The sequence below is a fragment of the Mycolicibacterium palauense genome, assembly GCF_002592005.1.
Classification (GTDB): domain Bacteria; phylum Actinomycetota; class Actinomycetes; order Mycobacteriales; family Mycobacteriaceae; genus Mycobacterium; species Mycobacterium palauense.
The window spans coordinates 42,653-63,664 of sequence record NZ_NVQF01000023.1; the positions used below are offsets into that span (position 1 = coordinate 42,653).

The 21,012-nt window shown below is 71.2% G+C and carries 18 protein-coding genes and 1 pseudogene; 11 read left to right on the top strand and 8 right to left on the bottom strand.

Annotation, left to right across the window (positions count from 1 at the left end):
- The first annotated feature begins 16 nt into the window (after positions 1–16).
- The 3 genes from CSR00_RS11685 to CSR00_RS11695 are packed head-to-tail and all read left to right on the top strand — an operon-like array spanning position 17 to position 2,927.
- On the top strand, positions 17–991 hold the full coding sequence (locus CSR00_RS11685) for a class I SAM-dependent methyltransferase (RefSeq protein WP_099022569.1): 975 nt from the start codon (positions 17–19) through the stop codon (positions 989–991).
- Between the two features lie 8 nt (positions 992–999).
- On the top strand, positions 1,000–2,193 hold the full coding sequence (locus tag CSR00_RS11690) for a THUMP-like domain-containing protein (protein ID WP_099022570.1): 1,194 nt from the start codon (positions 1,000–1,002) through the stop codon (positions 2,191–2,193).
- A gap of 23 nt (positions 2,194–2,216) precedes the next feature.
- A complete protein-coding gene (locus tag CSR00_RS11695) occupies positions 2,217–2,927 on the top strand; it encodes an esterase (RefSeq protein WP_099022571.1) in 711 nt (236 codons plus the stop codon).
- A 10-nt stretch (positions 2,928–2,937) separates the two neighbouring features.
- Here CSR00_RS11695 and CSR00_RS11700 read toward each other — a convergent pair whose 3' ends face one another.
- Together CSR00_RS11700 and CSR00_RS11705 are read right to left on the bottom strand one after the other, a co-directional pair.
- The gene (locus tag CSR00_RS11700) at positions 2,938–4,497 is read right to left on the bottom strand and encodes an alanine/glycine:cation symporter family protein (RefSeq protein WP_099022572.1); all 1,560 of its coding nucleotides are present in this window, start codon (positions 4,495–4,497) and stop codon (positions 2,938–2,940) included.
- Positions 4,498–4,642: 145 nt separating this feature from the next.
- Positions 4,643–5,962 carry a BamB-related PQQ repeat family beta-propellar protein gene (locus tag CSR00_RS11705; RefSeq protein ID WP_407662425.1) on the bottom strand — a complete coding sequence of 440 codons (1,320 nt, stop codon included), beginning with the start codon at positions 5,960–5,962 and terminating at the stop codon, positions 4,643–4,645.
- Between the two features lie 110 nt (positions 5,963–6,072).
- Between CSR00_RS11705 and CSR00_RS11710 the strand changes: the two genes are divergently transcribed.
- Positions 6,073–6,810, top strand: coding sequence for an acyltransferase (locus CSR00_RS11710; RefSeq protein ID WP_099022573.1), 738 nt, complete (start codon positions 6,073–6,075; stop codon positions 6,808–6,810).
- 167 nt (positions 6,811–6,977) lie between these two features.
- Here the strand turns inward: CSR00_RS11710 and CSR00_RS11715 are convergent, their stop codons facing one another.
- The 3 genes from CSR00_RS11715 to CSR00_RS11725 are packed head-to-tail and all read right to left on the bottom strand — an operon-like array spanning position 6,978 to position 10,551.
- On the bottom strand, positions 6,978–8,219 hold the full coding sequence (locus tag CSR00_RS11715) for a glycosyltransferase family 4 protein (RefSeq protein ID WP_099022574.1): 1,242 nt from the start codon (positions 8,217–8,219) through the stop codon (positions 6,978–6,980).
- A complete protein-coding gene (locus CSR00_RS11720) occupies positions 8,216–9,748 on the bottom strand; it encodes a 1,4-alpha-glucan branching protein domain-containing protein (protein ID WP_099022575.1) in 1,533 nt (510 codons plus the stop codon). The genes CSR00_RS11715 and CSR00_RS11720 overlap by 4 nt, the downstream gene beginning before the upstream one ends.
- Positions 9,745–10,551 (bottom strand): class I SAM-dependent methyltransferase, encoded by an 807-nt coding sequence (locus CSR00_RS11725; protein WP_099022576.1) that lies wholly within the window; start codon positions 10,549–10,551, stop codon positions 9,745–9,747. The genes CSR00_RS11720 and CSR00_RS11725 overlap by 4 nt, the downstream gene beginning before the upstream one ends.
- A 216-nt stretch (positions 10,552–10,767) precedes the next feature.
- Between CSR00_RS11725 and CSR00_RS11730 the strand changes: the two genes are divergently transcribed.
- The 6 genes from CSR00_RS11730 to mnmA all read left to right on the top strand — a co-directional run bounded on the left by CSR00_RS11730 (position 10,768) and on the right by mnmA (position 17,105).
- Complete coding sequence (locus CSR00_RS11730) at positions 10,768–11,559, top strand: electron transfer flavoprotein subunit beta/FixA family protein (protein ID WP_099022577.1); 792 nt, start codon at positions 10,768–10,770, stop codon at positions 11,557–11,559.
- Between the two features lie 52 nt (positions 11,560–11,611).
- Positions 11,612–12,568 (top strand): electron transfer flavoprotein subunit alpha/FixB family protein, encoded by a 957-nt coding sequence (locus tag CSR00_RS11735; RefSeq protein WP_099022578.1) that lies wholly within the window; start codon positions 11,612–11,614, stop codon positions 12,566–12,568.
- A gap of 488 nt (positions 12,569–13,056) precedes the next feature.
- Positions 13,057–13,896 (top strand): GNAT family N-acetyltransferase, encoded by an 840-nt coding sequence (locus CSR00_RS11740; protein ID WP_099022579.1) that lies wholly within the window; start codon positions 13,057–13,059, stop codon positions 13,894–13,896.
- Positions 13,893–14,753 (top strand): lysophospholipid acyltransferase family protein, encoded by an 861-nt coding sequence (locus CSR00_RS11745; RefSeq protein WP_099022580.1) that lies wholly within the window; start codon positions 13,893–13,895, stop codon positions 14,751–14,753. Before CSR00_RS11740 ends, CSR00_RS11745 begins: the two co-directional genes overlap by 4 nt.
- An 85-nt stretch (positions 14,754–14,838) precedes the next feature.
- The gene (locus tag CSR00_RS11750) at positions 14,839–16,032 is read left to right on the top strand and encodes a cysteine desulfurase family protein (protein WP_099022581.1); all 1,194 of its coding nucleotides are present in this window, start codon (positions 14,839–14,841) and stop codon (positions 16,030–16,032) included.
- Positions 16,032–17,105 (top strand): tRNA 2-thiouridine(34) synthase MnmA, encoded by a 1,074-nt coding sequence (gene mnmA / locus CSR00_RS11755; RefSeq protein ID WP_099022582.1) that lies wholly within the window; start codon positions 16,032–16,034, stop codon positions 17,103–17,105. The genes CSR00_RS11750 and mnmA overlap by 1 nt, the downstream gene beginning before the upstream one ends.
- Before the next feature lie 11 nt (positions 17,106–17,116).
- Here mnmA and CSR00_RS11760 read toward each other — a convergent pair whose 3' ends face one another.
- Positions 17,117–17,782 (bottom strand): sensor domain-containing protein, encoded by a 666-nt coding sequence (locus tag CSR00_RS11760; protein ID WP_099022583.1) that lies wholly within the window; start codon positions 17,780–17,782, stop codon positions 17,117–17,119.
- A 43-nt stretch (positions 17,783–17,825) separates the two neighbouring features.
- On the opposite strand from CSR00_RS11760, the gene CSR00_RS11765 reads away from it, so the two are divergent.
- Positions 17,826–18,833, top strand: coding sequence for a methionine synthase (locus tag CSR00_RS11765; protein ID WP_099022584.1), 1,008 nt, complete (start codon positions 17,826–17,828; stop codon positions 18,831–18,833).
- A 21-nt stretch (positions 18,834–18,854) separates the two neighbouring features.
- Here CSR00_RS11765 and CSR00_RS11770 read toward each other — a convergent pair.
- Both CSR00_RS11770 and CSR00_RS11775 read right to left on the bottom strand, forming a co-directional pair.
- Positions 18,855–20,488 (bottom strand): annotated as a pseudogene (locus tag CSR00_RS11770) (AMP-binding protein).
- The gene (locus CSR00_RS11775; protein WP_099022585.1) at positions 20,485–20,928 is read right to left on the bottom strand and encodes an MmcQ/YjbR family DNA-binding protein; all 444 of its coding nucleotides are present in this window, start codon (positions 20,926–20,928) and stop codon (positions 20,485–20,487) included. The pseudogene CSR00_RS11770 and the gene CSR00_RS11775 overlap by 4 nt, the downstream one beginning before the upstream one ends.
- Positions 20,929–21,012 lie beyond the last annotated feature (84 nt).

The window sequence follows — 21,012 nt, forward strand, 5'->3', positions numbered from 1 at the left end:
CGTTAGGCTGCCAGCCATGACGAGCACGCACGAATCGCCGGTGCCCAATCCGCACGCGACCGCCGAAGAGGTCGAAGCGGCCATGCACGACAGCAAGCTCGCCCAGGTGCTGTACCACGATTGGGAAGCCGAAAGCTACGACGACAAGTGGTCGATCTCCTATGACCAGCGCTGCGTGGACTACGCCCGCGGCCGGTTCGACGCCATCGTCCCCGAGGAGGTGCAGCGCGAGCTGCCCTACGACCGCGCCCTCGAACTCGGTTGTGGCACCGGGTTCTTCCTGCTCAATCTGATCCAGGCCGGGGTGGCCCGCCGGGGCTCGGTCACCGACCTGTCCCCGGGCATGGTCAAGGTCGCCACCCGCAACGGCCAGTCGCTGGGCCTGGACATCGACGGCCGGGTCGCCGACGCCGAGGGCATTCCCTACGAGGACAACACCTTCGACCTGGTGGTCGGCCATGCGGTGCTGCACCACATCCCCGACGTCGAGCTGTCGCTGCGGGAGGTGGTCCGGGTTCTCAAGCCGGGCGGGCGGTTCGTCTTCGCCGGCGAACCGACCACCGTCGGCAACAACTACGCCCGTCACCTGTCCACCCTGACCTGGCGGGTGGCCACCAACGTCACCAGGCTGCCGGGCCTGGGCGGCTGGCGCCGCCCCCAGACCGAGCTCGACGAGTCCTCGCGGGCCGCGGCGCTGGAGGCCGTCGTCGACCTGCACACCTTCGACCCGGCCGACCTGGAACGGATGGCCACCGCGGCCGGGGCGGTGCAGGTGCGCACCGCCAGCGAGGAGTTCACCGCCGCGATGCTGGGCTGGCCCGTGCGCACCTTCGAGGCCGCCGTGCCGGCGGGCAAACTCGGGTGGAACTGGGCCAAGTTCGCCTTCGGCAGCTGGACCACGCTGAGCTGGGTGGACGCCAACGTGTGGCGGCGGGTCGTGCCCAAGGGCTGGTTCTACAACGTGATGGTCACCGGGGTTAAGCCGTCCTGAGCCCCGGGCTGACCTTCACCCTCGCCGACGTCGCCTACCTGACCTCGCCGCCGGGTGCCGAGGCGCTCGGCGAGGTGGCCGCCATGGAGCTCGCCGACCGCGTCGGCGACGTCGCCGCGGTGCGCGCCCGGCACGGCTCGCGGGCACCCTTCCTGGTGGAGACGGTGCTGTTGCGCCGCCGGGCAGCGGCCAAGCTGCCCGACGCGGGGGACTGGCTGTTCACCGACGAGGCCCTGCAGCAGGCGACCGCGGCGCCGGTGGCCGCCCACCGCGCGGCCCGGCTGACCGGTCGCGTGGTGCACGACGCCACCTGCTCGATCGGTGCCGAACTGGTGGCGCTGAGCCGCCGGGCCCAGCTGGTGCTCGGCAGCGACATCGACGCGGTGCGCCTGGCGATGGCCGCACACAACACCGGCCGCCGCCGCGAGCCCGGCGCGGCCGTCGTCGGGCTGTGCCGCGCCGACGCACTGCACCCGGTCACCCGCGACGCCGTCGTCGTGGTGGACCCGGCCCGCCGCGGCGCCGGCGGGCGCCGCTTCGATCCCCGCGACTACACCCCCGCCCTGGACAGGGTGCTCGAGGTGTACCGGCGCCGCGATCTGGTCGTCAAATGCGCCCCCGGAATCGACTTCGACGCCGTCGCCCGGATGGGTTTCGACGGCGAGATCGAGGTGACCTCCCTGGGCGGGTCGGTACGTGAAGCCTGTCTGTGGTCGCGTGGGCTGACCGAGGGGGGCGTGCGCCGGCGCGCGACGGTGCTGAACTCCGGGCCGGACACCGGCGAGCAGCTCACCGATGCCGATCCCGACGACTGCCCGGTCGGCCCGGCGGGCCGGTGGATCGTCGACCCCGACGGCGCGGTGGTGCGCGCCGGGCTGGTGCGTCACTACGCCGCCCGGCACGGGCTGTGGCAGCTCGACCCGGCGATCGCCTACCTGAGCGGCGACGTGCTGCCGCCCGGGGTGCGGGGGTTCGAGGTCCTCGACGTCGTCGGGTTCAGCGAGAAGCGCCTGCGGCAGGCGCTGGTGGCCCACGACGGCGGGGCGCTGGAGATCCTGGTGCGGGGGGTGCGCGTCGATCCCGACGTGTTGCGCCGCAGGCTGCGGCTGCGGGGAGCGCGGCCGCTGACGGTGGTGATCACCCGAATCGGGTCCGGCGCCGCAGCACGCCCGACGGCGTTCGTGTGCCGGGCTTCCCGGTGATGCCCCGGTACGCTGGCAGCGTTATGCGCACAGTCAGAACGGCTCTCGCTGCCCTGTCCACCGCCGCGGTACTCGCCGGCGGCTCGGCCCTCGCCGGAACGGCGGCGGCCGCGGCCGAGCCGGCGTGCGCGGATTTCGGTGGCATCCTCGGCGAGGACGGGATCTGCGCGGTGCACGTGTCCAACCAGCGGTACACGATGGACATGAGTTTCCCGGTGGACTTCCCCGACGGGACCGCCCTCAACGAATATCTGGCCCAGACCCGTGACGGCTTCGTCAACGTGGCCGAGATGCCGGGTTCGCGGGCCTTGCCGTACGCCCTGGACGTGCGCTCGACCCGCTACTCGGCCGGTGAGCCCGAGCGCGGCACCACCTCGCTCGTGTTGGAGGTCTACCAGAACGTCGGTGGTGCGCACCCGCTGACCTGGTACAAGACGTTCAACTACGACCTGGAGGCGGGCCGGCCGATCACCTTCGACACGTTGTTCCCCGCCGGAGCCGCGGCCGCGGCGACCACCATCGGGCCGCTCGTGCAGCGGGAACTGGCCAGGCAGACCGGGGACTCCACCCTGACGCCGCTGTCGGATCCGCAGGACCCCACGCTCTACGAGAACTTCGTCATCACCGACGACGACGTCATCTTCTACTTCAGCCAGGGCGTGCTGCTGCCGGACGCGGCCGGTGCGCGGCAGGTGAGCCTGCCGCGCGCGGCGCTGCCCCCGTTGCGGGCCTGACCGGCCCCGCTCAGGCGCCGGCGCCCGGGCTCTGGGTGGCCGGCTTCTCCTTGCCCCAGTAGGGGTCGTAGGTCTCCCAGAAGCTTGCGTTCTTGATCCCCAGGGCCAGCGGGTCGAAGGTCGGGTCCAGGCCGTCCTTCTTCTGCTTCTCGTAGTCGCGCAGCGCCTTGTAGGCCGGCTGCTGCAGGATGATGATCCCGACGACGTTCAGCCAGGCCATCAGGCCGACCCCGATGTCGCCGAGGGTCCACGCGTCCGTCGCCGTCGAGATGCAGCCGATCGTCACCGACACCAGGATCAGGGCCTGCAACGCCATCGTGGTGTTGGAGCCGACCGTGCCCCGCAGGTAGGGCACCGAGACGGTGGCCGACTTGCCCAGGATGAACCGCAGGTTGGTCTCGGCCATGTAGTAGTAGGCGATGATCGTGGTCAGGCAGAAGAAGACCAGCGAGATCGCGATGAACGACGACCCCGCGCCGTTCCACAGGGTGTCGAACCCGGTCTGGGCGAACGACGGGCCGACCTCGGCGTCGGCGGGCAGCCGACCGCCGTCGGCGATCACCGCGCCGGTGGGGTCCTCGCCCTCGAACACCCGGTAGGCGCCGGTGGACAGGATCAGGAAGCCCGTCGCCGAGCAGATGAACAGGGTGTCGATGTAGACCGCGAACGCCTGCACGAAGCCCTGCTTGGCGGGATGGGACACCTCCGCGGCGGCGGCGGCGTGTGGTCCGGAACCCTGCCCCGCCTCGTTGGAGTAGACCCCACGTTTGACGCCCCACATCACCGCGGTGCCCACGATCGCCCCGAACGCCGAATTGACGCCGAACGCGCTGGAGAAGATCAGGCTGATCACTCCGGGGATCTGGTCGGCGTTGATCACGACGATGATCAGCGCCAGCGCGATGTAGACGACCGCCATGAACGGCACGACGATCGAGGCGAAGGTGGCGATGCGCTTGACGCCGCCGATGATGACGAAGGCCAGCACGATCACGGTGCCGACGGCGACCCACCACTTGGAGAAGCCCCAGGCCGAGTTCATCGCCGAGGCCATCGAGTTGGACTGCACGCTGGGCAGCAGCAGGCCCATCGCCAGCACGGTGACGGCGGCGAAGATGTAGCCGTAGATCTTGAAGGGCACCGCGGCCGGGGTGTGCGAGAGCGCCTTGCTCAGGTAGTAGGCCGGGCCGCCGCGGTACTCGCCGGTCAGTCTGTCGCGTTCCTTGTAGATCTGGCCCAGCGTGCACTCGACGTAGGAGGTGGAGGCGCCCAGGAAGGCCACCATCCACATCCAGAACAGGGCGCCCGGTCCGCCGAAGGCGATGGCCGTCGCCACACCCGCGATGTTGCCGGTGCCCACGCGGCCGGCCAGGGAGATGGTCAGCGCCTGAAACGACGACACCCCCGACGGCGACTTCTCGCCCTTGAGCATCAACCGCACCATCTCGGGTATCTGGCGGACCTGCAGAAAACGGGACCGGACCGAGAAGTACACGCCGGCGGCCAGCAGCAGATACACCAGTGTGTTGTGCCAGACGATGCCATTGATGGTGTCGAGGAATTCGCTCATGTGTCGGCCGCCCATTCGTTACGAGTTGACTGCGAGGCATGCTCGCAGGCCGTTGAAAGCGTCGTGTTACGCAGCGGTCACGCTCCGGTAAGGCGCTCAGCGATTTCTCAGCTCAGCACCGCGGGGGCGCCCCGTCAACCCCCGGTCAGCCCTGTTCGGACGGGGCGAAGCTGTAGACCTGGCCGTCGCTGGTGGCGGCGACCACCCGGCGGTCGCGCCCGATCGACACGCCCACCGGGTATCCGGAGGCCTCGGGCAGCGGGTAGCGGTTGACGGTGCGGCCGTCGGTGGGCCCGAAGACCAGCAGGTCCATGGTGTCCGGCCCGTCGCCCGCCACGACGGTGTAGGCCAGGTCCGGGCCCGCCTGGCTGGCCGTCGTCAGCGGTTCGACGTCACCGCGGCGCCACACCACCTCGGCGTGATCGCCCTCGTCGCGGATCGCGGTCAACGCGGTGTCGGGACCGCCGCCGGCGATGATCAGCCCGTCGGGGGAGACCGTCGGCGGGGTCTGGGACAGAAAGCCCAGAGGCAGCGACCACTTCACGCTGCCATCGCCGGCGTCGAGCGCCCAGAGCCTGTCGTCACGACCGTCGACGTAGACGGTGGCGCCGTCGGCCGAGAACACCGGGCTGGCCAGGACCCCGTCGGTGACGGCGTCGCTGGTCCAGTCCTTGCTCAGCAGCGGCGTCCGGCCCGGGTTGTAGCGCAGCCCCACCAGGGTGGCCCTCGGTGCGCCCGGCTGCCAGAGGCCCACCACGATTCGGTTGGACCCGGGGGAGAACGCCGGCGCGGCGGCGACCGGGCAGCCCGCCCGCGCCGCCGGACAGTCATCCAGGCCCCGCTCGGAATCGGTGGGGTCCAGGTCGGCGACCAGGTCGACGGGGTTGCCCGACACGGTGCCGCGGTGGGCGTCGAACACCTGGACCTGGCCCAGATGGGTGACGACCAGCAGCTGGCCGTCCCCGACGAGCCGGGGGGTGGTCGGCATGCCGATCACCTGCTCACGCCAGCGGATCCACTGGGTGGTGGGATACGACAGCAGCGCACCGGGCTGGCCGACGTAGACGTTGTCGAAGCCGTCGAACAGCGGGCCGGCGAACCCGCCACCCTGCACCAGCCTGGTGCACCACCGCTGCCGGCCCTCGTTGTCGTTCTCCCAGACCATCAGCGAACAACCGCCCGGGGTCTGGGCGTTGGCGGCCAGATAGCTGCCCGAGCCGAGCGAGACGGCGGCCCCCAGCCCGCCCTTGACCGAACGGGTCCAGTCCAGCTGCAGGGACTCGGCTCCGCTGTTGGCCGTGTAGCTGCTGTTGCTGGCGTCGCCGTACTGGGCGGGCCAGCCGAGCGAGGGCGCGGCCTGCACCCAGGAGTCGGTGTTGCCGCATCCGGCGGCGGCCAGGGCCGGCCCGCCGACGACCAACGCCGTCGAGGCCACCGCAACGAGTCGCCGCAGCACCAGTGTCATCCCTCTCCGGTCGTCCAGTGGTCCCCGTGCAAGGCCCCGAAACCCGCCGCACCCACAAGTCCACCGAGGGTAACCCGTCGCCCTGACGTGCTCGCGTAGGCTTTGCGGCCATGACGACCATGTGGGGTGCGCCGCTGCACAAACGCTGGCGGGGGTCCCGGTTGCGTGACCCACGCCAGGCCCGGTTCCTGACCACAGAATCACTGAAATGGGTGCTGGCCAACCACGCCTACACCCCGTGGTACCTGGTCCGGTACTGGCGGCTGCTGAAGTTCAAACTGGCCAATCCGCACATCATCACCAGGGGCATGGTGTTCATCGGCAAGGGGGTCGAGATCCAGTCCACGCCGGAGCTGGCTCAGCTGGAGATCGGCCGCTGGGTACACATCGGCGACAAGAACACCATCCGCTGCCACGAGGGCTCCCTGCGGATCGGCGACAAGGTGGTGCTCGGCCGCGACAACGTCATCAACACCTACCTCGACATCGAACTGGGTGACTCGGTGCTGATGGCCGACTGGTGCTACGTGTGCGATTTCGACCACAAGATGGACAACATCGACGTGCCGATCAAGGATCAGGGCATCGTCAAGAGCCCGGTGCGCATCGGGCCCGACACGTGGGTGGCGGCCAAGGTGACCGTGCTGCGCGGAACCACCGTCGGCCGGGGCTGTGTGCTCGGGTCGCACGCCGTGGTCAAGGGCGACATCCCCGATTTCTCCATCGCCGTCGGCGCCCCGGCCAAGGTGGTCAAGAACCGCAAGCTGTCGTGGGAGACCTCGGCCGCGCAACGCGCCGAACTCGCGGCCGCACTGGCCGACATCGAACGGAAGAAAGCCGCCCGCTGAGGTCCCGCTGAGGTCCCGCTGAGGTCCCGCTGGGATCCCGCTGAGATCCACGGCCATTCCTGGCGCATCGAGTGTGCGCCCGGATCGAGGTTCTGCCCGGGTCCGCCACTCCTGGTGCATCGAGTGTGCGCTCAGATCGACGCACGCGGGTCACGTGGCGCCCGCGTCTAACCCCGGTCGGGTAGCGGCCGTTCGACGACGGGCCGGCGGGCCTGCGGTACGCGTTCGGCGCGTTTGGCCGCCAGATAGACCTGCGCCGTCTCGGCGGCCACGGTCTGCCAGGAGAAGTCGGAGGTGAGTCGCCGGCACGCGGCCACCGCCCGCCGCTGCGCGGCCTCGGGGTCGTCGAGCACCGCGCGGACCGCCGCGGCCAGTGCGGCGACATCGCGTGGCGGGCACGACAGCCCGGTCCGCCCGTTGAGCACGGCCTCGCCCAGGCCGCCCACATCGGAGGTGACCAGGGGGGCGCCGGCCGCGGCCGCCTCGAGCGCGACGATGCCGAACGGCTCGTAGTGGCTGGGCAGGACGACCGCGTCCACCCGGTGCAGCAGCTTCAGCAGCTCGGCGTGGTTCACGTGACCGGCAAAGCGGGTGGCCTTGAGCACCTTGTGCCGGCGGGCCTCGTCGACGAGCCAGTGGTACTGGGTTCCCTCGCCGGCCACCGTGAGCGTGGTGCCGGGATGGGTGCGCCGGATCCGCGGGAGCGCGGCGATCGCGTCATGCACACCCTTCTCGTATTCGAGCCGGCCGACGAACAGCAGTTCGGCGGGCCCGGTGCGGGCCCGCCGCGGCGCGAACGGCCATCCGGAGGTGTCGATGCCGTTGCGGATCACCGTCACCGGCGCCAGGTCGGGGGCCGGATCTGCGCCGAACAGCGCGGTGATCTCGTCGCGCATCGACTCCGAACAGGTGATCAGCGCGTCCGAGTCGTGCACCAGCCAGGACTCCAGCGCGTGCACCTGCCGGCTCACCGGTCCGGAGATCCAGCCGGAGTGACGGCCGGCCTCGGTGGCGTGGATGGTCGACACCAGCGGCACGTCGAAGTACTGGGCCAGCGCGACGGCCGGGTGTGCGACCAGCCAGTCGTGGGCGTGTACCACATCGGGTTGCCAGCCCCGCAACGCCAGGCCGGCGCGGGTCATCGCATGCCCCATCGCCAGTACCCAGGCCATCATGTCGTCACCGAAGGTGAACTCGTGCGGGTCCAGCGCCGCGGCGATGACCCGCACGCCCTCGCAGACCTCGTCGGTGGTCGGATGGGTGCTCGGGTCGGTGCCGGTGGGCCGCCGGCTCAGCACCACCACCTCGTGTCCGGCCGCGGCCAGCTCGGTGGCCAGGTGGTGGACGTGGCGGCCCAGCCCGCCGATCACCACCGGTGGGTACTCCCACGAGACCATCAGCACCTTCATGGGCGCGGCAACCGCCGGGCGTCGAGCGCACCGAACAGTCCGTCGGCGCGGTTCCAGCCGTCGGCGAGGCGGCGTGCGGCCTCGCCGCGGCCCGAGGCCACGGCGCTGGCGATCTCGCGGGTGGCGTGCGCGTGCAGGTGGGCCCGGTAGCGCGCATAGTCGGCGGCCGAATCCTTGCTGACCATGAACGGCCAGTCACTGGACACCGTCAGCAAGGTCTCCCGCAGGATCTGGTCGGCGACGAAGTCCCGCGGCGGGCGGGCACCCACCGCCGAGGTCTGCTCGTGCAGCTTGTCCACCGTGGTCAGCGCGGTGTCGATCACCTCGGAGTTGAGCTGAACTAGATCGGCCACCTGCTCGCCGGACCACACCTGCCAGTCCTTGCCCGATCCCCACGAGCTCGGGGGCAGGTCCACCGCGGCGCCGGTGTACCCGGCGGCCACCGCATCGTTGAGGGTGCCCACCCGAACCCCGGCCGCGGGCAGCGCGCGCAGCACCCGTTCGAGCCAGACCGGGCCCTCGTACCACCAGTGGCCGAAGAGTTCGGTGTCGAACGCGGCGATCACGTGGGCCGGCCGGCCGATGCGTTCGCTCTCGTCGGTCAACCGGTCGACGACGATCCTGACGAAGTCCTCGACGTGGGCGTCCACGGCCCGCTCCGCGCGTCCGGGATCGTAGGGCGCCTTGTCCGCCGAGGCCACCATCCGGCCGGTGACCCGCGCCGGCTTGAGCCCGGTGGTGTGGTCGTAGGTGTGGAAGTCGCGGTAGGCGGCGTGGCCGGGGTAGCCGGACTTCGGTGACCACACCCGGTAGCTGACCTTGAGATCACGGCCGAAGGCGACGACGTCGCCGGCCCCGACCGGGCGCCCGAGTGCGGTGTCGCCGTGCAGCGACGGGCCGTCGACCATGAAGTGGCCCACACCGGCGGCCGCGTAGTCGTGCTCCATGCCCGGGGCATAGGCGCACTCCGGCGCCCAGATCCCCGCGGGTACATGGGCGAAGCGCTGACCGGCGTCGGCCAGCCCTTCCCGGAGGGCGAATTCGCGCAGCCGCGGGTGCAGCAGCGGCTGGAACGGGTGGGCCAGCGGTCCGCCGAGCAACTCGACGGTGCCAGCGTCGATCAGCTCCCGCAGCAACGGGCTGGCACCGTGCCGCCACAGCACCGCGAAGTCCTCCAGCGCCCGGGTGGCCTCGGCGTGCTCGCGAGACCCGAACTCGCGCAGGGCTTCCGGCGAGGCGACGGTGGTGGCCTCCAGCGCGCGCAGCTGCCAGTTGGCCAGCCAGTGGTACATGTTGTCCAGGCAGTAGGGATCGTCGAGCTGCGCGGAGACCACCGGGGTGATGCCCAGCGTCACCAGCCCGCGGCGTTCCTCGGCGGCCAGGGTGCGCAGCACCCGCATGAGTGGCAGGTAGGACGCCGACCAGGACTGGTAGAGCCATTCCTCACCGACCGGCCAGCGGCCGTGATGGGCCAGCCAGGGCAGGTGGGTGTGCAGAACGAGGGTGAACAGGCCCGGTACACGCGTCACAGGCGCACCGCTGTCGCGACCAGATCGAGGCTGGCGTCGATGCTGCGGCCCTCGGGGCCGCCGTTTTCGTCCCCGGTCGGCTCCCCGGCCAGGTCGAAGTCCCCGGTGGTGATGCCGGCGACGTCGGCCAGCAGGTCCTCCGGCCACGGCGCGTCGGCCAGCGCCCGGGCGATCTGGGCGTCGATGATCGAGCCGCCGTGGCGGGCGTCGAGCTCGCGCAGGCGCGGACCGTGGAACACACCCTGCATCGACTGCACCGCGAAACCGCCGGCGACCAGCAGTTCGGTGAGCTCGGCGGCGTTGAGTTCGCGGGTGTGGAAGGGGTTCACCGGGGTGTCGCTGCCCGGGGTGAAGGTGATCCGGTTGGGGGTCGACATCAGCAGCAGCCCGCCCGGCCGCAGCACGCGGCGGCACTCGGCCACGAAGTGTGGCTGATCCCACAAGTGCTCGATGACTTGGAAGTTCACCACAATATCGACCGATGCGTCGGGCAGCGGGAGGGCGGTCAGATTGCCGTGGACGGCGCGCACCCGCGGATAGCGGGCCCGGGCGTGGGCGACCGCGGACTCGTCGTAGTCCACGCCGATGACCGAGCGGGCGCGCTCGGCCAGGAGGTCCGCGCCGTACCCCTCGCCGAAGCCCGCCTCGAGCACGTCCCGGCCCGCGCAGTGGTGGGCGAGCCGCTGGTAGACGACCTCGTGGCGGCGGAACCAGTAGTTCTCCACGGCCAATCCGGGCACGGTGCGTTCCCCGGTCAGCGGCAGGCCGGGCCCGGTCGCCCCGTCGGTAGCGAATGTGCTCATCGCAAGGCAGGCTAACCCGAAGCGTTTCCCTGGCCTAGGGGTCGCGGGTTTGTCCGGGTGCACGTGGGGTAAGAACCCGCAGGCCGACCCGCTATGGTGGACGGGCGGACCACCATAAGTTACCGACTAGTAACATTGCGGGGTGGTACGAACAGTGGCCAGAAACCTTGTCGCCGTCCCGGCGGCGAGGCCCGTCGAGGAGGACGAACCAGAGTCATGACGAACATTGTGGTCCTGATCAAACAGGTCCCTGACACGTGGTCGGAACGCAAGCTGTCCGAGGGTGACTGGACCCTCGACCGTGAGGCCGCCGACGCGGTTCTGGACGAGATCAACGAGCGCGCCGTCGAAGAGGCGCTGCTGATCAAGGAGAAGGAGGGCGGCGAGGGCACCGTCACCGTGCTGACCGCCGGACCCGAGCGCGCCACCGAGGCGATCCGCAAGGCGCTGTCGATGGGTGCCGACAAGGCCGTGCACCTCAAGGACGACGGCATGCACGGCTCCGACCTCATCCAGACCGCCTGGGCGCTGGCCCGCGCGCTGGGCACCATCGAGGGCGTCGACCTCGTCATCGCCGGCAACGAGTCCACCGACGGTGTGGGCGGCGCGGTGCCGGCCGTGCTGGCCGAGTACCTCGGTCTGCCCCAGCTGACCCACCTGCGCAAGCTGACCGTCGCCGACGGCAAGGTCAGCGGCGAGCGCGAGACCGACGAGGGTGTGTTCACCCTGGAGGCCACCCTGCCGGCCATCGTCAGCGTCAACGAGAAGATCAACGAGCCGCGCTTCCCGTCCTTCAAGGGCATCATGGCCGCCAAGAAGAAGGAAGTGACCCCGCTCACCCTGGCCGAGATCGGTGTCGAGGCCGACGAGGTCGGCGTCGCCAACGCGGGCTCGACCGTGCTGTCGTCGACCCCGAAGCCGCCGAAGACCGCGGGCGAGAAGATCGCCGACGAGGGCGACGGCGGAACCAAGATCGCCGACTACCTGGTCGGCCAGAAGCTGATCTGAGTCCCGTCAACGCTTTTCGAAGACCCCTACCGATAAGAGGCTGAATACTCCAATGGCTGAAGTACTTGTGCTCGCCGAGCACTCCGAGGGTGCCCTGAAGAAGGTCACCGCCGAACTGTTGACCGCCGCCCGCGCGCTGGGTGAGCCGTCGGCCGTCGTGGTCGGCGCCCCGGGCACCGCCGCCGGCCTGGCCGATGATCTCAAGGCGGCCGGCGCCGCCAAGATCTACGTCGCCGAGTCCGATGACGTGGCCAACTACCTGGTCACGCCGTATGTCGACGTGCTGGCCGCGCTGGCCGAGCAGGTCACCCCGGCCGCCGTGCTGGTGGCGGCCAGCGCCGACGGCAAGGAGATCGCCGCGCGGCTGGCCGCACGGATCGGCTCCGGCCTGCTGGTCGACGTCGTCGACGTCAAGGAGGGTGCGGTGGGCACCCACTCCATCTTCGGCGGTGCCTTCACCGTCGAGGCGCAGGTCAACGGCGACACCCCGGTGATCACCGTGCGGCCGGGCTCGGTGGACGCCGCCCCGGAGGCCGGCGCCGGCGAGCAGGTCACCGTCGAGGTGCCCGCCGTGGCCGAGAACGCCACCAAGATCGTCTCGCGCGAGCCGGCGGTCGCCGGCGACCGTCCGGAGCTGACCGAGGCCTCGGTGGTCGTGGCCGGTGGCCGCGGCGTGGGCAGCGCCGACAAGTTCAATGTGGTCGAGGAACTCGCCGACGCCCTCGGCGGGGCCGTGGGCGCCTCCCGCGCCGCGGTGGACTCCGGCTACTACCCGGGCCAGTTCCAGGTCGGCCAGACGGGCAAGACCGTCTCGCCGCAGCTGTACATCGCCCTGGGCATCTCCGGTGCGATCCAGCACCGGGCCGGCATGCAGACCTCGAAGACGATCGTGGCCGTCAACAAGGACGAAGAGGCCCCCATCTTCGAGATCTCCGACTACGGCATCGTGGGCGATCTGTTCAACGTGACCCCGCAGCTGACCGAGGCGGTCAAGTCCCGCAAGGGCTGACGGCCCGAACCGCGACAGTCGCGAACACCCCGGACGCACTCGGTGCGTCCGGGGTGTTCGCCGTTGTGGGGCGCTCCCAGGTCGTCTGTCGCGCGCGAGCGCTCGTCGGTCGTCTGTCGCGCGCGAGCGCTCGTCGGTCGTCTGTCGCGCGCGAGCGCTCCCCGCTCGTCTGTCGCGCGCGAGCGCTCCCCGGCCGTCGATCTCGCGCGAGCGCTCGTTCAGGTACGGTTTCGGCGCATTTTTCGTACCTGGTTGAGCGCTGGCGGCCGGTCGGCGCGGCGCCCGGGCGCCCGGCCTCGGTGTGGAGAGCTCGGTGTGGAGAGCTCGGTGTGGAGAGCCGGCGGGCGCGGGGCGAGTCCAGACCGCGGTCGTCGTTCCCCGAACCGGAGCGGCCCGCCCATACGCTGCGGTGTTTCGTCACCGAGCGTGCACGAACACGTCACACGGTCGTTGGCGTCCGGAGAGGAAGCTCGGCGAGCGTTCTGGCTATGAGCGCTGCATCTGTACTCATACCCGCAGACCAGGAGACCGCGTCGCCGGACGTGCCGCGGTACACCCTGTTGCTGTCCACCGATCCGGACCTGATCGACGCCGCGCAACGGCTACGCCACGAGGTGTTCACCTCCGAACCCGGTTTCACGCTGCCGGTCGCCGCCGGGGGCAGCGGGACCGCCCGCGACGCCGACCGCTTCGACGAGTACTGCGACCACCTGCTGGTCCGCGAGGACATCAGCGGCCAGCTGGTCGGGTGCTATCGAATGCTGCCCCCGCCGGGGGCGATCGCCGCGGGCGGCCTCTACACCGCAACGGAATTCGACGTGCGTGCGCTGGACCCGCTGCGCGCAAGCCTGGTGGAGATGGGGCGTGCGGTGGTGCGTGCCGACCACCGCAACGGGGGTGTGGTGCTGCTGATGTGGGCCGGGATTCTGGCCTACCTGGACCGCTGCGGCTACGACTACGTCACCGGCTGCGTCTCGGTGCCCACACACGGTGACGGCGAGCCCGGCAGCCAGATTCGCGGAGTGCGCGACCTGGTGCTGCGCAGGCACGCCGCGCCGCCCGAGCGCAGAGTCCACCCCTACCGGCCGGTGGTGCTGGGCGGGCGGACCCTCGACCGGATCGAGGCCCCGCAGCGGCCCGCCGTCCCGCCACTGATGCGGGGTTACCTGCGGCTGGGTGCCCAGGTGTGCGGCGAACCCGCGCACGATCCGGTGTTCGGAGTCGGAGACTTCCCGGCGCTGCTGGACAAACGCCGCGCCGACATCCGATACCTGAAACGGTTGCGTTCGGTGTCGGCCGCCGCCGAGATGACCGGGGAACGGCCGTGAGCGCCGCCCACCCGTGGCTGCCCCTGGCCTCGTGCGACGAGACCTGCATCCGTGCCGGTTCCGGTGCTCCCGGCGCCACCGCCGCGGTGGCCTTCCGGTCGGCGCTGCGTGCCCTGGGGATCGCGTTGCTGCTGCCCGCGATGCCCCTGCTGGCGGTCCCGCTGCCCGGGCGCAGTCATCTTCAGCGCGTCTATTGCCGGCTGGTGCTGCGCACCCTGGGCGTGCGGATCACCGTCTCCGGGGGGCCCATCCGCAATCTGCGCGGGGTGCTGGTGGTCAGCGGCCACGTGTCCTGGCTCGACATCTTCACGATCGGGGCGGTGCTCCCCGGGTCCTTCGTCGCCAAGGCCGAGCTGATCAGCTGGCCGGGATTCGGTGTGCTCGCCCGGCTGATGAGGGTCATCCCCATCGAGCGGGAACGCCTGCGGCGGCTACCCGACGTCGTGGCGGCGGTGGCGGACCGGTTGCGGGCCGGGCGCACCGTGGTCGCCTTCCCGGAGGGCACCACCTGGTGCGGACTGGGGTACGGACCGTTCCGGCCGGCGATGTTCCAGGCCGCCATCGACGCCGGGCGACCCGTGCAGCCGCTGCGGCTGACATATCACCACCGCGACGGCAGCGCCTCCACCGTGCCGGCCTACATCGGCGAGGACACCCTGCTGACGTCGATTCGCCGGTTGATGGTGGCCCGGCGAACCGTCGCCCACGTGCGGGTCCCGTCACTGCAGTTGCCGGGCACGGACCGCCGTGCGCTGGCCGCGCGGTGTCAGACGGCCGTGCGGGGGTCCGAACCGCTGCCACCGGCGGGGCCGGGCCGCGCGCCGGGCCATGTGCACGGCCATCGTCTGGCCGCCTGAGGGGGCTGCCCGGGCGGGAGCCCGAGTCGGCTGCCCGACCGGCCACATCGGGCCGGGGGCGTCCTGCGGTTATCCTGGATGGGTCATGAGCCCCGCCAGTCCGGTGTACCTCGACCACGCCGCCACCACGCCGATGCACCCTGCTGCCATCGCGGCGATGACGGCCGTCCTGGGCACGGTGGGCAACGCCTCATCCCTGCACACCGCCGGCCGGGCGGCGCGGCGGCGGATGGAGGAGTCCCGAGAGACCATCGCCGGGCTGCTCGGCGCCCGGCCGTCCGAGGTGATCTTCACCGCCGGCGGCACCGAGAGCGACAACCTGGCGGTCAAGGGCATCTACTGGGCGCGCCGCGACGCCGAGCCGAACCGCCGGCGCATCGTCACCACCGAGGTCGAACACCACGCCGTCCTGGACGCGGTGACCTGGCTGGCCGAGCACGAGGGCGCCGAGGTCACCTGGTTGCCCACCGAACCCGACGGCTCGGTGACCCCCGCGGCGCTGCGTGCGGCGCTACAGGAGCACGACGACGTCGCCCTGGTCACGGTGATGTGGGCCAACAACGAGGTCGGCACCGTGATGCCCGTCGAGGAGCTCGCCGCGGTGGCCGCCGAGTTCGCCGTGCCCATGCACACCGACGCCATCCAGGCGGTCGGCCAGATCCCGGTGGACTTCGCCGCCAGCGGCTGTTCGGCACTGAGTATCGCGGCCCACAAGTTCGGCGGGCCCGCGGGTGCCGGAGCACTGTTGCTGCGCCGGGACGTGGCCGCCGTGCCCCTGATGCACGGCGGCGGACAGGAGCGTGATGTGCGCTCCGGTACCTCCGACGTCGCCGGGGCGGTCGCCATGGCCGCGGCGCTGCAGATCGCGGTCGAAGACCTCGACGCCTATGGCGAACGGCTGCGTGGGCTGCGGGACCGGCTGATCGCCGGCGTGATGGCCGAGATCGACGATGTCGCCGTCAACGGATCGCTGGACAATCGGCTGCCCGGCAACGCCCACTTCACCTTTCGCGGTTGTGAGGGCGATTCCCTGCTGATGCTGTTGGACGCCAACGGAATCGAATGCTCCACCGGCTCGGCGTGCACCGCCGGGGTAGCGCAGCCCTCGCACGTGCTGGTGGCGATGGGCGCCGATCCGGTCACCGCGCGGGGCTCACTCCGATTGTCGCTGGGGCACACCAGTGTCGAGGCCGATGTGGACGCGGCACTGGCGGTACTGCCGGGTGCGGTCGACCGCGCACGGGACGCCGCGCTGGCGAGTGCGGGGCTGGTGCGCTGATGCGGGTGCTCGCGGCGATGAGCGGCGGCGTCGACTCCTCGGTGGCGGCCGCGCGCATGCTCGATGCCGGCCACGATGTGGTCGGAGTGCACCTGGCGTTGTCCGCTGCGCCCGGCGCCCTGCGTACCGGCTCGCGCGGCTGCTGTTCCAGAGAAGACGCCGATGACGCCCGCCGGGTCGCCGATATCCTCGGGATCCCCTTCTACGTCTGGGATTTCGCCGATCGCTTCAAGGAAGACGTGATCGACGACTTCGTCGATTCCTACGCGCGCGGCGAGACGCCCAATCCCTGTGTGCGCTGCAACGAACGCATCAAGTTCTCCGCACTGGCCGCCCGGGCCCTGGCGCTGGGATTCGACGCCGTGGCCACCGGGCACTACGCGCGACTGACCGACGGACGGCTCCGGCGCGCCGTCGACCGCGACAAGGACCAGTCCTATGTGCTGGCGGTGCTGTCCGCCGAACAGTTGCGCCACGCGGCGTTCCCGGTGGGGGACACCCCCAAGCCGGCGATCCGCGAGGAGGCGGCCCGTCGGGGCCTGGCCGTCGCCGACAAACCCGACAGCCACGACATCTGCTTCATTCCCTCCGGCGACACCCAGGCGTTCCTGGGGGCCCGTATCGGTGTGCGCCGCGGGGCCGTGGTCGACGCCGGCGGGGCGGTACTCGCCGAACACGACGGGGTGCACGGTTTCACCATCGGGCAGCGCAAGGGCCTGGGCATCGCCGGGCCCGGCCCCGACGGCCGGCCCCGCTACGTGACCGGGATCGACGCCACGACCGCCACGGTGACCGTCGGCGGCGCCGAGGACCTGGAGGTATCGGAGCTGACCGGGGAGGGCCCGGTGTTCACCTGCGGCCGGCCGTGGCGCGGGCCACTGGACTGCGAGGTGCAGGTGCGCGCGCACGGATCGGTGGCACCGGCCCGGGCCGAGCTGATCGGCGAGGAACTGGTGGCGCGGCTGAGCAGCCCGCTGCGTGGGGTCGCGCCCGGCCAGACGATGGTGCTCTACCGGCCCGACGCCGCCGGGGACGAGGTGCTCGGCAGCGCCACCATCGCCGCGGCCCGGTAGCGCCGGCCGCACTACCCGGGAACCGCGCGCAGCAGGTTGGTCATCACGATCTCGGGCACCGACGCCGGGAACGCGCAGAAGGTGATCTCGGCGAGCACCACCGACTTGAGCCGGTAGTCACGGCCGCAGCCGCTGCCGGTGCGGGTGCGTACGCGGTCCGGGCCGGACTCGGCGGCCCCGAGCAGCACCACCCCGGAGCCGGTGGCCGCGCAGCCCTCGGCCTGTCCGGCCAGGCTCTCGAAGGCGCGCCGGGCGGCGGCGGGATCGCGGTAGACCGCCGCGCCCTGCGAGATCACCCCGGAATCCGGCGGTGCCTGGTAGGTGGTCTTGTGGAAATCGGCGACCTCGGGGCCGAAGGTCGCGGTCTCGGCGAACACGAACCGGCACGGCGCGGGCACGTCGTCGGCGAGCAGGTCGATGTCGACCGGCGCGCTGGCGTCCATGGTGGGGATGGCGGTGAGATTCCGGCCGGTTCCGGTGATCCCGCGGATCCGCTCGAGATCCAGCATCAGATCGTCGGCATGGAGCGCGAGCGTCACCGGCGGGCCGGGGGTCTCGGTGTAGGGCAGGACGGGAACGCCCGCGATGTCGCGGGTGCAGGCCGTCGCCACGAGGACGGCCAGCGCCGTGCCGAGTGCCGCCGCCGCGCCCCCCGCCGGTCGCCTGGCCTTGCTCATGCCCGCCGTCCCTTCCTTTGTCGCAGCGTAATACGGTTGCCGGGTGAGTGTTTTCGCAACCGCAACCGGACTGGGTTCCTGGCCGGGTACCTCGGCACGTCAGGCCGCCGAGATCGTCGTGGGGGAATTGCACTCGCTGACCCACCTGGTGGAGCTGCCTGCCAGGGGGGTCGGGGCCGATCTCGTCGGACGCGCCGGCGCGCTGCTGGTCGACATCGCCATTGACACGGTGCCCCGGGGATACCGCCTCACCAACCGGCCGGGGTCGGTCACCCGCCGTGCGGCCAGTCTGCTCGGCGAGGATCTCGACGCTCTGGAGGAAGCCTGGGAGAACGCCGGCCTGCGGTCGTCGGGGCGCCCGGTCAAGGTCCAGGCGCCGGGACCGATCACGTTGGCGGCGTACCTGGAACTGCCCGGCGGGCACCGGGCGATCACCGACGCCGGCGCGTTGCGGGACCTGACCGCCTCGCTGGTGGAAGGGGTGCGGGCGCACCGGGTCGAGGTGGCGCGCCGCCTGGAGACGACGGTCGTCGTCCAACTCGACGAGCCCGCCCTTCCCGCGGCGCTGCGGGGCCGGCTGACCGGGGTGACCGCGCTGACCCCCGTGCATCCGGTCGACGAGCAGGTGGCCGTCGGTCTCCTCGATGAGTGTGCACGCATCGCCGAGGAGGTCGCGGTGCACTGTTGTGCACCGGATGTCCCGTGGGATGTGCTGCGACGCAGTGGTGTTCACGCGGTCGCGATCGACACCGCGGTGCTGGGTGCCGACGGCCTGGACGGTCTGGGCGAGTTCGTGGATTCCGGCCGTACGGTGCAGCTGGGGGTGGTGCCCGCCGTCGAGCCGGCAACTCGGCCGGCGGTGGATGAGGTCGCCGCGTCGGTGGCGGCGTTGACCGACCGGCTCGGATTCCCCCGGCAGGTGCTGCGCGAGCGGATCGGGGTCACACCGGCATGCGGACTGGCCGGGGCGACACCGAAGTGGGCGCGCACGGCGGTCGAGTTGTGCCAGAAGGCCGCCGACGGCATCGCCGCCGACCCCGAGTCGATCTAGGCGGCGGCGCACGGGGTGTGCTCAGCGGCCGCGCAGCTCCTTGCGCAGGATCTTTCCGGAAGCCGACTTCGGGATCGCGTCGACGAACTGCACCAGGCGAACCTTCTTGTAGGGGGCGACCCGGGCGGCCACGAACTCCATGATCGCGGCCTCGTCGAGGTGCTCGGCACCGGGCCGGCGCACCACGAACGCCTTGGGCACCTCCTCGCCGCTGGCCTGGTCGACCGCGCCGACCACCGCCACATCGTCGATGTCGTTGTGGCCCAACAACAGTGCCTCCAGCTCGGCGGGCGGCACCTGGTAACCCTTGTACTTGATCAGTTCCTTGAGCCGGTCGACGATGTACACACACCCGTCGGCGTCGACGCGGGCGAGGTCGCCGGTGTGCAGGAACCCCTCGTCATCGACGGTGCGGGTGGTGGCGTCGGCGTTGCCCAGGTAACCCGCCATCACGTTGGGGCCCTTGAACCAGAGCTCGCCGGTGGCGCTGCGACCGGAGGCGGGTACCGGGATCTCCTCGCCGGTCTCGGGGTCGACGATCCGGCTCAGCGAATTGGGCACCGTCCAGCCCACCGAGCTCAGCGGGGCGGTCACTCCGACCGTCTGCGCTCCGCCGTCGAACGGGATGCAGTGACTGACCGGACTGAGCTCGCTCATCCCGTAGCCCTGCACCACCCGGCAGCCCAGACGCCCGGCGACCGCCGTGGCCAGCTCGTCGTCCAGCGGCGCCGCCCCCGACATCACCACGTTCAGCGAGGACAGGTCGTGCGCGTCGACCAGTGGATGCTTGGCCAGCGCGACGGCCACCGGCGGCGCGATGAACGCCAGCGTGCAGCGGTGGGTGGCGATGGTGGCCAGGAACTCCTCCAGATCGAAGGCGGGCATGATCACCAACCGGGCCCGCGCGTGCAGGGCGGCGTTGAGCAGTACCGTCATCCCGTAGATGTGAAAGAACGGCAGCACCGCCAGAACCGAATCATGTTCGCGCACACCCTGGATCGGGCGGATCTGGGCGACGTTGGCAACCAGGTTGCGGTGGGTCAGCATCACCCCCTTGGGGTCGCCCGTGGTGCCCGAACTGTAGGGGAGGGCGGCCAGCTGGACGGCGGGATCGAAATCGACGTCCGGCGCGTCGGCACCCGAGGCCAGCAGGTCGTCGGCGCTGGGGTGGCCACCGGAGTCGGCGCCCGCCTCACCGGGCCCGTCGAGCACCACCACCTCGCCGGGGGACAGGCCCGCGTGCGCGGCGCCCTCGGCCGCCCGGGGCAGCAGCGCGCTGACGGTGATCAACATCGAGGCGCGGGCATCGGTGAGCTGTTTGGCGATGTCCTTGGCGGTGAACAGCGCGTTGATCGTCGTCGCGGTGGCGCCGGCGCGCAGAATGCCGTGGAAGGCCACGGCGAACGCCGGGCTGTTCGGCGACAGCAGCCCCACACGTCGCCCACGCCGATGCCGCGGTCGGCCAGGGCGCCGGCGAACGCGTCGACGCGGGTCACCAGGTCGCGGTAGGTCAGCTCGGCACCGGTCTTGGCGTCCACCAGGGCCACCCGGTCGGCGTCCTCCTCGGTGAGGTCGCCGAACAGGAAGTCGTAGACCGCCTGCCCGGGGATCTCGACATCAGGGAACGGGCTGGCGAATGAGCTCTGAAACGTCATGGTGCCCCCCGGGATCGTCGGTCGAGTTCGAGGATCAGGCGGCTGCCGGCGACCTGGCGGTAGGACGCGTCGAGGAGTTCGCCGACCTCCACCCAATCGACCTCCCGCTCGACGGCGGCCGCGCCCGGGGGGCCGGTGCCCGCGGTCAGGTCCAGCCCCAGCCAGCCCGACGGCCCCAGGTAGGCGGGGGAGAAGAACCGCGGATCCCGCTCCAGTGCGGCGCGCTCGGCCCGCTCGACCTTGACCAGGACCGAGTACGGGTAGGCCACCATCGCGCCGGTCGTCCTGGAGTTGCCGCCGTACATCGCGAACATCTTCGAGGCGAAGAACGCCGGCCGGCCGTGCGAGATCCTCTCCCCGGCGCCCGGAAGGCTCAGCGCCATCGCCCGCAGTTCGGCGAGCCCGAAGTCGTCGTCGTTGAACATCACCGGGTGCGGCATTCTTCGAGCCTAGCCACGTCGCCTGGGGTGTCTGCGGGCTTCGATAGCCTTTCCCGGTGAGCTCAGAGGAGTCGACCACGGGGT

Coding starts and splice junctions, on each gene's coding strand:
- CSR00_RS11725 (WP_099022576.1), bottom strand. CDS start 10,551: ATGAGCACATTCGCTACCGACGGGGCGACCGGGCCCGGCCTGCCGCTG.
- CSR00_RS11695 (WP_099022571.1), top strand. CDS start 2,217: ATGCGCACAGTCAGAACGGCTCTCGCTGCCCTGTCCACCGCCGCGGTA.
- CSR00_RS11705 (WP_407662425.1), bottom strand. CDS start 5,962: ATGACACTGGTGCTGCGGCGACTCGTTGCGGTGGCCTCGACGGCGTTG.
- CSR00_RS11730 (WP_099022577.1), top strand. CDS start 10,768: ATGACGAACATTGTGGTCCTGATCAAACAGGTCCCTGACACGTGGTCG.
- CSR00_RS11760 (WP_099022583.1), bottom strand. CDS start 17,782: ATGAGCAAGGCCAGGCGACCGGCGGGGGGCGCGGCGGCGGCACTCGGC.
- CSR00_RS11710 (WP_099022573.1), top strand. CDS start 6,073: ATGACGACCATGTGGGGTGCGCCGCTGCACAAACGCTGGCGGGGGTCC.
- mnmA (WP_099022582.1), top strand. CDS start 16,032: ATGCGGGTGCTCGCGGCGATGAGCGGCGGCGTCGACTCCTCGGTGGCG.
- CSR00_RS11700 (WP_099022572.1), bottom strand. CDS start 4,497: ATGAGCGAATTCCTCGACACCATCAATGGCATCGTCTGGCACAACACA.
- CSR00_RS11715 (WP_099022574.1), bottom strand. CDS start 8,219: ATGAAGGTGCTGATGGTCTCGTGGGAGTACCCACCGGTGGTGATCGGC.
- CSR00_RS11740 (WP_099022579.1), top strand. CDS start 13,057: ATGAGCGCTGCATCTGTACTCATACCCGCAGACCAGGAGACCGCGTCG.
- CSR00_RS11750 (WP_099022581.1), top strand. CDS start 14,839: ATGAGCCCCGCCAGTCCGGTGTACCTCGACCACGCCGCCACCACGCCG.
- CSR00_RS11735 (WP_099022578.1), top strand. CDS start 11,612: ATGGCTGAAGTACTTGTGCTCGCCGAGCACTCCGAGGGTGCCCTGAAG.
- CSR00_RS11775 (WP_099022585.1), bottom strand. CDS start 20,928: ATGCCGCACCCGGTGATGTTCAACGACGACGACTTCGGGCTCGCCGAA.
- CSR00_RS11685 (WP_099022569.1), top strand. CDS start 17: ATGACGAGCACGCACGAATCGCCGGTGCCCAATCCGCACGCGACCGCC.